The 12,446-nt window shown below is 64.7% G+C and carries 11 protein-coding genes; 5 read left to right on the top strand and 6 right to left on the bottom strand.

From position 1 onward, the window contains the following. The first annotated feature begins 60 nt into the window (after positions 1-60). Both DY201_RS20725 and gmk read left to right on the top strand, forming a co-directional pair. Entirely contained in the window at positions 61-951 is an 891-nt protein-coding gene (locus tag DY201_RS20725) for a YicC/YloC family endoribonuclease (protein ID WP_115732846.1), read from the top strand. Positions 952-954: 3 nt separating this feature from the next. Continuing rightward, positions 955-1,608 (top strand): guanylate kinase, encoded by a 654-nt coding sequence (gene gmk / locus DY201_RS20720; RefSeq protein ID WP_115732845.1) that lies wholly within the window; start codon positions 955-957, stop codon positions 1,606-1,608. Between the two features lie 544 nt (positions 1,609-2,152). Here the strand turns inward: gmk and rsmA are convergent. The 6 genes from rsmA to lptF all read right to left on the bottom strand — a co-directional run bounded on the left by rsmA (position 2,153) and on the right by lptF (position 9,738). Then, positions 2,153-2,989: a 16S rRNA (adenine(1518)-N(6)/adenine(1519)-N(6))-dimethyltransferase RsmA gene (gene rsmA / locus DY201_RS20715; protein WP_115732844.1), complete on the bottom strand. Its 837-nt coding sequence runs from the start codon at positions 2,987-2,989 to the stop codon at positions 2,153-2,155. Then, positions 2,986-4,008 carry a 4-hydroxythreonine-4-phosphate dehydrogenase PdxA gene (gene pdxA, locus DY201_RS20710; protein WP_115732843.1) on the bottom strand — a complete coding sequence of 341 codons (1,023 nt, stop codon included), beginning with the start codon at positions 4,006-4,008 and terminating at the stop codon, positions 2,986-2,988. The genes rsmA and pdxA overlap by 4 nt, the downstream gene beginning before the upstream one ends. Before the next feature lie 3 nt (positions 4,009-4,011). Then, a complete protein-coding gene (locus DY201_RS20705) occupies positions 4,012-4,947 on the bottom strand; it encodes a peptidylprolyl isomerase (protein ID WP_115732842.1) in 936 nt (311 codons plus the stop codon). A 118-nt stretch (positions 4,948-5,065) separates the two neighbouring features. Beyond that, positions 5,066-7,441 carry an LPS-assembly protein LptD gene (locus DY201_RS20700; RefSeq protein WP_115733902.1) on the bottom strand — a complete coding sequence of 792 codons (2,376 nt, stop codon included), beginning with the start codon at positions 7,439-7,441 and terminating at the stop codon, positions 5,066-5,068. Between the two features lie 12 nt (positions 7,442-7,453). Continuing rightward, the gene (gene lptG, locus DY201_RS20695; protein WP_172582940.1) at positions 7,454-8,542 is read right to left on the bottom strand and encodes an LPS export ABC transporter permease LptG; all 1,089 of its coding nucleotides are present in this window, start codon (positions 8,540-8,542) and stop codon (positions 7,454-7,456) included. Continuing rightward, positions 8,539-9,738: an LPS export ABC transporter permease LptF gene (lptF, locus tag DY201_RS20690; RefSeq protein ID WP_115732840.1), complete on the bottom strand. Its 1,200-nt coding sequence runs from the start codon at positions 9,736-9,738 to the stop codon at positions 8,539-8,541. The genes lptG and lptF overlap by 4 nt, the downstream gene beginning before the upstream one ends. Positions 9,739-10,041: 303 nt before the next feature. Here lptF and DY201_RS20685 point away from each other — a divergent pair, with 303 nt between their 5' ends. The 3 genes from DY201_RS20685 to DY201_RS29155 all read left to right on the top strand — a co-directional run bounded on the left by DY201_RS20685 (position 10,042) and on the right by DY201_RS29155 (position 12,349). Continuing rightward, entirely contained in the window at positions 10,042-11,550 is a 1,509-nt protein-coding gene (locus DY201_RS20685) for a leucyl aminopeptidase (protein ID WP_115732839.1), read from the top strand. 86 nt (positions 11,551-11,636) lie between these two features. After that, the gene (locus tag DY201_RS20680; protein ID WP_115732838.1) at positions 11,637-12,086 is read left to right on the top strand and encodes a DNA polymerase III subunit chi; all 450 of its coding nucleotides are present in this window, start codon (positions 11,637-11,639) and stop codon (positions 12,084-12,086) included. Between the two features lie 98 nt (positions 12,087-12,184). Further along, the gene (locus DY201_RS29155) at positions 12,185-12,349 is read left to right on the top strand and encodes a hypothetical protein (protein ID WP_165915785.1); all 165 of its coding nucleotides are present in this window, start codon (positions 12,185-12,187) and stop codon (positions 12,347-12,349) included. The last annotated feature ends 97 nt before the right edge of the window (positions 12,350-12,446 follow it).

The raw sequence follows: 12,446 nt of genomic DNA, 5'->3' as shown, positions 1-12,446 counted from the left end.
AGGCTGCCTTGCACCGTTCCAGGGGCAAGGCACGCCGTAAGACAGGAACGCGCTGCGCAGATGACCCTTCAGAGCATGACAGGCTTCGCCCGCGTGGCCGCCGAGCACGACGGGACGGCGATCGCCTGGGAAGTGAAGTCGGTCAACGGCAAGAGCGTCGACGTGCGCCTGCGCCTGCCGCAGGGCTTCGAGCGGCTCGAACCGGCGGTCAGGCAAGCCATCCAGAAGCGCTTTTCGCGCGGCAACGTGCAGGCGACGCTGACCGTCAGCCGCATGGCCGGCGCGATGGTGCAGCCGGTCATCAACGAAGTGTTCCTGCGCGACGTCGCTGAGCTCGCCACGCGCCTGGTCAAGCAATATGGCGCAGCCCCTGCCAGCGCCGACGGGTTGCTGGCGCTGCGCGGCGTGTTCGACCTGCCCGAAACCGTCGAGACCGAAGAGCAGCGGGCAGCGATCGACGCGGTGATCATGAATGGCCTGGAAAAGGGCCTCGCCGGGCTCGTCGAGGCACGCAAGGCCGAGGGCGAGGCGCTGCGGTCGCTGCTGTCGGATCATATCGCAACCATCGAGACGCTGACCTTGCAGGCGGAAGCGGACCCCTCGCGCGAGCCGGCGCAGATCCGCCAGCGCCTGGCCGAACAGGTGCGGCTGCTGCTCGAGGCCTCACCCGCGCTCGACGAGACGCGGCTCAACATGGAAGCGGCGTTCCTCGCCACCAAGGCCGACATCCGCGAGGAGATCGACCGGCTGAAGACCCATGTCGCCTCCGGGCGGGCGCTGCTCGCCGGCGGCGGCGCGATCGGCCGGAAGCTCGATTTTCTGGCGCAGGAATTCAACCGCGAATCGAATACGCTGTGTTCGAAGTCGAATGCCGCCGCAGTGACCGCCATCGGGCTGGAACTGAAGGCCGTCGTCGATCAGTTCCGCGAGCAAGTTCAGAATCTGGAGTAGCGCATGAGCGCCGAGGCCCCATCCATCGTCATCAAGCGGCGCGGCTTGATGCTGGTCTTGTCGTCGCCGTCGGGCGCAGGCAAGTCGACCATCTCGCGCAACCTGATCGAAACCGATCCGGAGCTGAAGCTGTCGGTCAGCGTCACCACCCGTCCGCGCCGCGGCAGCGAGATCGACGGCGCCCATTACCACTTCACCAGCAAGCGCGAATTCGAGCTGCTGCGCGACAATGACGCGCTGCTCGAATGGGCCGAGGTGCATGGCAATTTCTATGCGACGCCGCGCGAGCCGGTCGAACTCGCCATGTCGCAGGGCCGCGACATGCTGTTCGACATCGACTGGCAGGGCGCCAAGCAGCTCAAGGAAAAGATGCGCGGCGACATCGTCTCGATCTTCATCCTGCCGCCGTCGATGGGCGAGCTGAAGGCCCGTCTCAAGCGCCGCGCCGAGGACCAGGACGCGGTGATCGAGACGCGGCTGAAGAACGCCCGTGACGAGATCGAGCACTGGGGCGAATACGACTATGTCGTGATCAACGAAGACCTCAACCGCGCCTTCGCCGAAGTGCGCGCCATCGTCGCCGCCGAACGCCTGCGCCGCGACCGCCGGCCCGGCCTGTTCGACTTCGTTTCGAAACTGCTCGACGAGAAGCTCTGAGGTTTCTCGGAAGGCCTCGCCACAGAACAGCTTCAGTTTCTCAGGTGGAATCCATGCCATGAGGGTGAGGGGCGTGATACGGGTGCAGACGCGTTCTTGACCGCTTGAGCCCAGCGGTAATGTCACGGCATGGATCCTAGGGTCTCCGCGTCGCTTCGCTCCTGCTCCGCCCTAGAATGACGAAGGATGGCGGCGTCGCTCTTGCTCCGGTATCCTCTGCAGTGGCTGCGAGATGAGGGGCAGCCAATGTTGAAGCCTGCCGAAGGCCAGCTCCACAACCGCCAAGCACTCGAAAATCTGCCAAGCGCCAACCTTGGAGATTGGACGCGAACCCCATGCCTTCGTCATCCTAGGGCGAAGCAGGAGCGCAGCTCCGTCGCGGCGACCCTAGGATCCATGCCGTGAAGGTGAGGAATGCGGAGAGGGCGGAAGAAAGAGCACTTGCTTGCTGCGCTTGAGCACAGTTGCCATCTGCCGTCATTGGAGCAGCCCGGTACCCGGCGCCGGACGGTGCTCCGCAGACGGCAGCCTGGTCAGTCTGCCTTCACACAGCCTTTGCCAGCGCGACGAATTCCTCGACGCTGAGCGTTTCGGCGCGGCGGGTCGGGTCGATGCCGACGGCTTCCAGCAGCTTTTCGCCGCCCATGCTTTTCAGGCTCTGGCGCAGCATCTTGCGGCGCTGGCCGAAGGCCGCCTCGGTGACGCGGCCCAGCATCTTCACATCGGCTGCGAGCGGCTCCCGGCGCGGCTCCAGATGGATCACCGACGAGGTCACCTTGGGCGGCGGCGTAAAGGCCTGCGGCGGCACGTCGAAGGCGATGCGGGCATCGGTGCGCCAGCCCGCCAGCACGCCGAGCCGGCCAAAGGCGGAACTGGCAGGCTTTGCCACGATGCGCTCGGCGACCTCGCGCTGGAACATCAGCGTCAGCGACTGGTAGAAGGGCGGCCAGGCCTCGACGGTCAGCCAGCGCACCAGAAGCTCGGTGCCGATATTGTAGGGCAGGTTGGCGACGATCTTGACCGGCTCGCCATTGGCGAGGCTTGCGAAATCGGTCTTCAGCGCATCGCCCGACACCACGTCGAGCCGCCCCGGATAATGATCGGAAACCTCGGAAAGGGCAGCCAGGCAGCGCTCGTCGCGCTCGATGGCGATGACCCGCTTGGCGCCATGCATCAACAGCGCCCGCGTCAGGCCGCCGGGGCCGGGGCCGACCTCGATGACGGTGACGCCGGTCAGGTCGCCGGCGGCGCGTGCCACCTTGCCGGTGAGGTTGAGGTCGAGCAGGAAGTTCTGGCCGAGCGCCTTCTTGGCCTGCAGGCCATGGCGCTCGATGACGTCGCGAAGCGGCGGCAGGCCGTCGATGCTGGTCGTGCTGCTCATGCCGGCTTGGCCTCGATGTCTGCCAGCAGCCTGGCCAGCTTCAGCGCGGCGATCAGGCTGTCGGGCCGGGCGATGCCTTTGCCTGATATGTCGAAGGCGGTGCCGTGGTCGGGCGAGGTGCGCACGAAGGGCAGGCCGAGCGTGACGTTGACCGTCTCGTCGAAGGCGAGCGCCTTGGCCGGGATCAGCGCCTGGTCGTGATACATGCAGATCGCAGCATCATAGCCGGCGCGTGCCCGGGCATGGAACATGGTGTCGGCGGGCAGGGGGCCGAAGGCATCGATGCCTTCCGCCTTGAGCGCCTCGATGGCAGGGCGGATGACGCGCTCCTCCTCGTGGCCCATGGCCCCGCCTTCGCCGGCATGCGGGTTGAGGCCCGACACGGCGATGCGCGGCCTGGCGATGCCGAAGCGGGCGCGCAGGTCACGCGCGGTGATGCGCACGGTCGCGACGATGGCACTGGTGGTGAGTGCCTTCGGAACCTCTGCCAGCGCGATGTGGATGGTGACAGGCACGGCGCGCAGTTCCGGCCCGGCCAGCATCATGACAGGGGTGGTGTCGATGCCGTTCCGCTCGGTTGCGAGATGAGCGAGATATTCGGTATGGCCGGGAAAGCGGAAGCCGGCGTCATAGAGCGGCTTCTTGGCGATCGGGCAGGTGACGACGGCAGCAGCCCGGCCCTCGAAGGTGTCGGTCACGGCGCGGTCGATCGCCTCGATGATGCCGGCGGCATTGGCCTTGTCGGGCTGGCCCGGCGTGTCGATCGCGGCTGCCGCGAGCGGAACCACGGGCAGGGCATCGGCGAAGACGTTGGCAGCACCGGCGGCATCGGTCTCGACGATGGCGACGTCGACGTCCAGGGCGCGCGCACGCGCGGCAATCAGCTTCGGGTCGGCGAGCAGATAGAAGGGCGGCACCCCGGCCTTGGCGCGCTGCCGCCAGGCGGCGACAGCGATTTCCGGGCCAATGCCCGAGGGATCGCCCGACGTCAGCGCCAGTGGCAGGCTATGGAAAGCCACGGCCTAGCGGGTGACGATGCGGGCCTTGGCCCGCAGCTCTTCGATGTACTTCTTGTTGAGCTCTTCGGTCTTGGCATCGCCGCCCTTGCCGGCACCCTCGGCCTGGAACACCATCTGGGCGACCTTGTCGTCGGAGACTTCGCGCGAGCTGCAGACGCCGATGAACTCGACGCCGCGGTCTGTCTCGCGCACCGGCGTAGCAGCGCCGGCCTTGAGCTTCTTGATGTCTTCCGCCCATTCGGGCGGCAGCTGCGGGGCGATGACACGGCCGAGGTCGCGCACGGTGACGTCGAGCAGGCCCTTGGCGAATTCACGCGTCTGTTCGCAGCCATTGAAGCGGCCGCGCAGCGCATCCGCCTCGCGCTTGCGCTTGCCGATCGTGCCGCGCTCGGAAGCGGGGACGACGAAGATCACCTGCTGCAGCATGTATTCGGTGGCGCTCGGCTTGACGCCGCCCTGCTGCAGCATGCGGCGCACCGCGTCCTGCTCGGTCGACATGCCGCCGCCGCCGTCAGCCGAGCGGAAGCGGGCGCCGAGCGCCTGGTTCCAGCCCATCTGGGCGCGGATATAGTCCTTGAAGTGGCTTGATGTCACGCCGGCCTGGCCCAGGATCTGGTCCATCTGCGCCGGCTTCAGCTTGTTGGAACCGGCAAAGCGCGCATAGGCTTCGTTGACCTGCTTGTCGGAGATGCGGATGTTGAGCCGCTTCATCTCGGCGACGCGCAGCGTCTGCTCGATCATTTCCTGGCCGGCATCACCCTTGCGCTTCTGCAGCTTGAGGAAAGCCGCCCGGCGCTGGATGTCGTAGCTGGTGATCGGCACATCGTTGACGATGTACTTGATCTCGCTTGCCTGAGCCGGAGGTGCGTAGGCGGTGATCGAAAGCGACGTCGCCGCCACGAGCAGGGCAAGGCCTGCCGAAAAGAGGTGCTTCCGCATAGAAATAAGTCCCGTTCAAACCCCAGATCCGGACATTGCCCGGATACGTGCCCCGTCATTGGCTGCGTTATGCGGCAAAACGATGTCAGGCCGCCCCCGCCGCCGTCCCGTCACTGCCTTAGAAGGCGCTCGTCGCGTTGCCGAAGTCGCCGATCGTGCGGAACGAGATGTTGAAGCCGACGGTGCGCGAGACGTCGTCCGGCTTGTTGTGATCGCGGCTCTCGGAATAGGACATCATGTAGGTGAAGCACTCGTCGTCATAAGCGAAGCCGACGCCGTTCTTGACCAGCAGATCGCCCTTGATGTCGTAGGTGCCGGAGCCGAAGACGCGCCATTCGTCGTTGAAGCGGGCCGTGGCGCCGAGGGTCACTTCGTGGCGGTCGTCGGCAAAGCCATAGAGCGGCTGCGCCTGGATGAAGGCGTAACGCGCCGATACGGCGAGCGGACGCGCATCGAGCCCGACCTTCATCTCGGCGCGGCGAACATCGAAGGTGCGCTCATCGAAGCGGCCGCTGACCGAAGCCGAGAAGCCGTTCGGGCTGGCGAGGCCGGCCAGCGCGACGTAATCCGACGTGTCGGTCTCAAGGCCGGAATAGGAGCCGGCATTGACGAGATCGGGTGCGGCGAAGGAGTTGTCGCCGGCAAGGTGGTAGGACTGGCCGACAAGCGCATTGGTGGTCCAGCCATTGTTGAAGCTGCCGGAATAGCGCAGGCCGAGATTGGCGCGGGTGCCGCCTTCCATGCGGTCGTAGCCGGAGAACTTGTCGCGCTCGAACAGCGAGGCCGCGTCGAAGACGAAGCTCTGCGCATCCTCATTGGGGATGCCGAGGCCGCTGATGTGGCTTTCGCTCGGACGGGCGAAGATCTGGGCCATCGGCTCGAGCACATGGGTCGAGCTGGTCGACGAGAACAGCACCGGCCAGCGCAGCTCGAGGCCAAGCGTCGCCATGTAGCGGAACAGCGACGAGCGCACGTCCTCGGCGACGTTGATCCTGGGGTCGGTGGCCATGGTGTTGATGGCGGCAAGCGAGGCGGCAGAGGCATCGACATAGCTGCCGTCGGCGCGGAAGGCGAGCAGGGGCGTTACCAGCAGGCCGCCATCGGTGATGACGGTCCGCTTCCACTCGGCTTCGGCGGTGATGCGGCTCGAGGTGCCTTCGATGCCGTGGACCGTAGGCCCGTTCGGCGCCGTGATATTTGCATCGAGATCCGAGCGCTGGATGACGCGGGCGTTGAGGTCGAAGGAGAGCTCGCCGCCGGCCACCGGCGTGTCGGGGATATAGGCATAGTCGAGCGACGGCAGCACCCAGGGCTGCTTGTCGGCGCGGGCATTGGGATCGCTGTCGAGCGCTTCTTCCTGGACCTGGAAGCGCATGGCGCGCAAGTCGAAATAGTTACGGTCGTTGAGGCCGGTCAGGTAGGCTTCCGAGCGGTGCGTGCTGTCGGAGAAACCATTGATGCCGTAGGTGCGCGAGAAATTCTTGTCCGACTGGGCAAGGATGTTCCAGCCGAAGGCCCAGCGCGGATTGAGGTCGAAATGACCCTTGGTGCCGACCATGCCGCGCAGCTTGTTCTCGTCGCCGGCCGGTCCGCGGTCGACGGTATTGGCGTCGAACTTGTCCGGGTTCATCTGGTGGATGCCGGCGATCTTCAGGCTGTATTCGCCATTGTTGAAGCGCTGGCGCCACTCGGCCTCGCCGAGGAAACCCTGGCGGGTGTAGCCGGTGCCCTTGATGGTGAGATCATAGGTCGGCGAAAGTGCGAAGTAATAGGGGATCGAAACGCCGACGCCGAGCTCGCTCTTGTAGCTGACGCCGGGCATCAGGAAGCCGCTCTTGCGCTTGACCGTCGGGTCGGCAATCTCGAAGGCCGGCAGGAAGGCGATCGGGAAGCCGAAGAACTCGAAGTTCGAATTCTCGAAGCGCACCGTCTTCTTCTGGCCGTTCCAGATGATCTTCTGCGCCTTGACGCGCCAGATCGGCGCCTTGTCGGGCTTCTGCTCGCACGGTTCGCAGGCGGTGTAGACGCCGTTGTTGAACGTCGTCAGGAAGCCGCCTTCGCGCTTGGCGCTTTCGGCGGCGAAATAGGTCTTGTCGACGGTCTCGATGCGCAGCGTGTTGACGAAGCCGTCGGCGAAGTCGTCGGTGATGTCGATCTCCTGCGAGAAGATCTTGGTGCCGTCCGAATTGACGACCTCGACATTGCCGCTGGCGACCAGCCGCGACGTCTTGCGGTCATAGGTGACGCGCTGGGCGACGAGTCGGTTGCCGGCATAGTCGATCTGCACGCCGCCCACCGCAGTCACGGTGCTGGCGTCGTTGTCATAGACGAGCGTGTCCGCCTCGAGCAGCATCTGCGCGCCTTCGGGCACGCTGGGTGCGAGGTCGGCGACAGTCTGTGCGAAAGCAGGTGCGGACGGCAGCGCGACCGCAAACAGGCACGCAAGCGCAGTCGCGCCCAGAAGGCCTGCCATATGGGCCCTGCGGTTGGCCATTGCGCCCCTCACCTAACCGTCCTCTTTGTAGAGCAGGAAAGTCACCCCGAAAAACATTGCGACCACTACTGGAAACCATGCCGCAATATAAGTCGGCACGAATCCCGCATTGCCAAATGCTTTGACCAGAACCGAAACGACATAAAGCAGAAAGCCGGCGACGACGCCACCCAAAATCATCGTTGCAGACTGCCCCATACGTGCAAATCGCATCGACACTGTTGCAGCAATGAGCGTCATTGCAACCAAAAGGAAGGGCAGGGCGACAAGTGAATGAAATTGCATGGCGAATGCGTTGGCCCGGAGGCCGAAGGAACGCGCCACTTCGATCTTCGAAGGCAGCTCGAAGAAGGGAATCGTTTCGGGCCGCGCCAGCCGTTCCTGGACGAACTCAGGCTTCAGATTGGTGGGCACCTGATCGACCGGCTGGGAGGTGAAATTCTGGCCCCCCTTCATGCTGCGGACGTTGACCAGTTCCCAGTGGCCGTCACGCAGATAGGCGCGCTCGGCGTCCTTGCGTTCGACCATGTCGCCCTTGTCGTCGAAGACGAAGAACACCGCGTCAGACAGCTCGAGACCCTGGTTGAGCACGGCGCGGGCGCCGATGATGACTTCGGTGCCACCTGCCTTCTGGCGCAGCCAGGGCGCCGAAAACGCCGAGACCGAATTGGACTGGCGTGAGCGCAGCTCGGATTCGATGGTCTCGGAATGCGAGAAGCCGTAGGCCGCGATCGGGTTTAGGATGCCGACGGTCACAAGGCCGAACAGCAGCGCGCCGATGCAGCAGGGCAACAGGAACTGCCAGGCCGAGATGCCGGCGGCGCGCACAATGACAAGCTCGTAGCGCCGGTTGAGCGAAACCAGTGTCGCCATGGCGCTGAACAGCGCCACGAACGGCACCGTCTGCTGCATGATCATCGGCACGCGCAGGGCCGAAACCGTCATGGCGATCGAAAACCTGAAGCCCGGCAGGCCGCCGACATTGCTCGAGAATTCGGTGACGTCGATGATGAAGATCAGCGCATAGATGCCGATGAAGAACCACGTCGTGATGACGGCGTAGCGAATGAGGAAATAGCGGCCAAGCGTCCAGCCCATCATGCCGCTCCCTGGCCGGAAGCACGGCCGGTGAGGCGCTGGCGGAATGCGGCGAAGCCGTCGCGCAGCCGTGCCGCTGTCGCCGCCAGGCGATCGGCGACCGAGACCGGCAGTTCGAGGGCGCGGTGGCTGCGGATGAACCACAGGGCAAACAGCGAGGCGCCGATGGGAATCGCATAGACGACATAGCCGATCCAGGCCGCAGCCTCTGCCTTGCTGTTGGCGAAGAAGCCGAGCCAGCGGAAGAACAGGGCGATCGTCACCGTCGTCACAAGCGGGTGGATCCGGGCCTCGCGGTGCGAGCGCGCATCGCCGGCAACGGCAAGTGCGATGAAGGCGAAGGCGATCGAATAGAGCCAGTCGGAGAAGCGGCGGTTGAGCTCGGCGTCGAACAGGCGCGGGTTGCGCTGGTAGAATTTGTCGTCGTGCTGCGGCTGCATCAGATAGGACGTCGAGCGGTCCTTCGGCTGCATGGTGACTTCGTTGGCGGCAGCGGAAAACTCACTGAGATCAAAGGCATAGGAGTCGAAGCTGATGACCGAGACTTCGCCGCCCGGCGCCTTGCGGTGAATGACGCCTTCATTCATCACCAGCATCTGCTTCTTGTTGCGTTCGATGAACGAGCCGTCCTTGGCATAATAGACGAGGTCGACATTGGGCTCGCGCGAATCGGCGACGAAGATGCCGCCCAGCCCGCCATTGGGAAGGCGCTCGCCGACCTGCACGAACAGGCCGTCGTCGACCTTGCGGAAGGTGCCTTCCTGGATGATCAGCGACAGAAGGTCGGCGCGCGACGTCGCGATCAGCTCGCGGTTGCGCTGGCGCGCCATCGGGTTGGCGACGTTGTCGACGATGAAGGAGAACATCGCGGCGCACACCGCGAGGATGAGAATCGGCCGGATCACGGTGAGCCGCGAGGCGCCGGCGGCATTGAGGATCACCAGCTCGGAATCGCTGTTCATGGTGCTCAGCGTCAGCGCCACCGCGATGATCACGGCAAACGGCACGACGATGGGAATGACGGTCGGCAGGATCAGGGCCGCGACCTCGAAGAAGGTCAGCGCCGACTGGCCGCTGTCGGTGACGAGGTCGATGCGTCCGAGGACCTGGGTGGTCCAGACGATCGCCAATGTCCACGTCAACGCCGCGATGAAAACCGCGAACGCACGACGCAGAATGTAGCGCTCAACAACCTTCATCGATGATCAGGATTCCGTGTTTCCGACTTGGCCGGCCGACTGACGTCGCTTGGCCGGTGGGTCTCTAAGCTATAGTCCAAGGCATGCCGGCACAACTGCCGTCAACACCGCCAACACTGTCTCCCGCACTGCCAAGTCTCGTCGCCATTGGCTAAGAAACGCCCAACAGAGGTGGTTAACGCAAGGTTTCCGAACAGTTTTCAGCTTTAATCATATCGGGGGAAGATGACGGGAGGCTTGCCAAACCGGTGAAAACGACGAAATGTCGCGCACCATCTGAACGGGATCCGAAAGCGGGATATCATGACTTCTAAGCCGTCGATCAGTTTTGCCAAGCCGGGCACGCCCAAGAAGGGCACCGTCATCGTCTTTTCCGCCGACGAGGGCGGGCTGAGCGATGCGGCACGCGCCAACGATCCGGCCAAGGCGCTCGATCGGGCTTTTCCCGTCGCCGATTTCAAAGGCAAGTTCGCAGGCGTCGTCGAGGTCCTGGCGCCCGCTGGCACTGATATCGACAGGCTTGTCGCGATCGGCACCGGCAAGGCGGCGTCGCTCGACGAATATGCCTGGCTGAAGCTCGGCGGCGTCATTGCAGCACAGCTGCGCAAGGCGACCGAAGTGGCCGTCATCCTCGACATTCCCGATGTCGATGCCGATGGCGCGGCCGCGGCGGGCATTGCTTCGGGCATCCTGCTCAGGAGCTACAGCTTCGACAAATACAAGACCAAGAAGGACAATTCCGACAGCAAGGGCGACGGCAAGGCCGACGACCGGAAGCCGGCCAAGATCACCATCCATTGCGCCGATCCGGCTGCCGCCAGGAAGGCCTTTGCCGACGCCGAGGCTGTCGTCGGCGGCGTGCTGCTTGCCCGCGACCTGGTCAACGAGCCGGCCAATATCCTCGGCCCGGTCGAGTTCGCCGCCCAGGCCAAGGAACTCGAGAAGCTCGGCGTCAAGGTCGAGATCCTGACCGAGAAGGAAATGAAGAAGCTCGGCATGGGCTCGCTGCTCGGCGTCGCCCAGGGTTCGGTGCGTCCGCCGCGTCTGGCGGTCATGCAGTGGAACGGCGGCAAGGCCAAGGACAAGCCTGTCGCCTTCGTCGGCAAGGGCGTGACGTTCGATTCGGGCGGCATCTCGATCAAGCCGGCCGCCGGCATGGAAGACATGAAGGGCGACATGGGCGGCGCCGCCGCCGTCACCGGGCTGATGCAGGCGCTCGCCGCACGCAAGGCCAAGGTCAATGTCGTCGGCATCATAGGCATTGTCGAGAACATGGTCGACGGCAACGCCCAGCGTCCGGGCGACATCGTCACCTCGATGTCGGGCCAGACCATCGAAGTGCTCAACACCGACGCCGAGGGCCGCCTCGTGCTGGCCGATGCGCTGTGGTACTGCAACCAGCGTTTCGAGCCGAAATTCATGGTCAATCTGGCGACGCTGACCGGGGCGATCATGGTGGCGCTCGGCCAGAGCCATGCCGGCCTGTTCTCCAACAATGACGAGCTTGCCGAGCGCCTGACCGCCGCCGGCACGGCGACGCAGGAGAAGCTGTGGCGCATGCCGCTCGGCTCGGAATACGACAAGCTGATCGATTCCAAGAATGCCGACATGAAGAACATCGGCGGCCGTTATGGCGGCTCGATCACGGCGGCGCAGTTCCTGCAGCGTTTCGTCAAGGAAACGCCCTGGGCGCATCTCGACATCGCCGGCACCGCCATGGGCTCGCCGACCAACGAGATCAACCAGTCCTGGGGTTCGGGCTACGGCGTGCGGCTGCTAGACAGGCTGGTACGCGACCACTACGAAGGCTGAGGCCGAAGCCCAGGCAACCGCGCCTCGTCAGCGCGGTTGCCTGGGAAGCTTCACCCGCGACTGGAATTGGGGCATAGCATTGCCTCATGGCTGAAGTCCTTTTCTACCACCTGACCGAATCGACCCTCGAGGATGCCTTGCCGGGCCTGCTCGAGCGCAGTCTGCAGCGTGGCTGGAAGGCAGTGGTGCAGTGTGGCAGCGAAGAGCGCCGCGACGCGCTCGACCAGCATCTGTGGACCTTCCGCGACGATTCGTTTCTTGCCCATGGCAGCGACCGCGAGGCGCACGCCGCCGACCAGCCGGTGGTGCTGACGGTGACGGAGGACAATCCCAACGCCGCCGAGATCCGTTTCCTCGTCGACGGTGCCGTGCCGCCCGACATCACCCCCTACCAGCGGGCGGTGTTCCTGTTCGACGGCCATGACGCGGCCCAGCTCGAAGGCGCAAGGGAGCACTGGAAGACGATGAAATCAGCCGGCCACGCGGTCACCTACTGGCAGCAGGGCGCCGACAAGCGTTGGGAGCGCAAGGCCTGATCCGTTGCGCAACGGAACGACGCTGTGCACCGAAACGGCCGCCGCGTCCTGCCAAGCCCATTGGACCGACTGCAGGCTATGCCAGGGCCGCCTCGGCGGTGACTGTTGTCGATGACGCGCAATTGCGGCGCGACTTTCCCCATGTGGCTGCGGTCGGTGCATTCCTAGAGTTTGGCAGGACCTTCGGCCTCGACATGCCGCTGGAACGGGAAGTTGCCGGCAATGGCCGGCCCGGTCTTTCCGGCATGGCGCAAAAGCCGTAGTAGGGGAGCGTCGTCCGTCAGGGGCGATTGCTGTTTCCGGCCCGACTTCCAGGCGGCATAGACTTCCAAGCGACACAGAGTTTCGAGCGACATAGAG

Origin of the sequence: Aminobacter aminovorans, assembly GCF_900445235.1 — a bacterium.
Taxonomy (GTDB): Bacteria; Pseudomonadota; Alphaproteobacteria; order Rhizobiales; family Rhizobiaceae; genus Aminobacter; species Aminobacter aminovorans.
The sequence above is the reverse complement of the archived record's forward strand: the minus strand, read 5'-3'. Positions and strand labels throughout refer to the sequence as shown.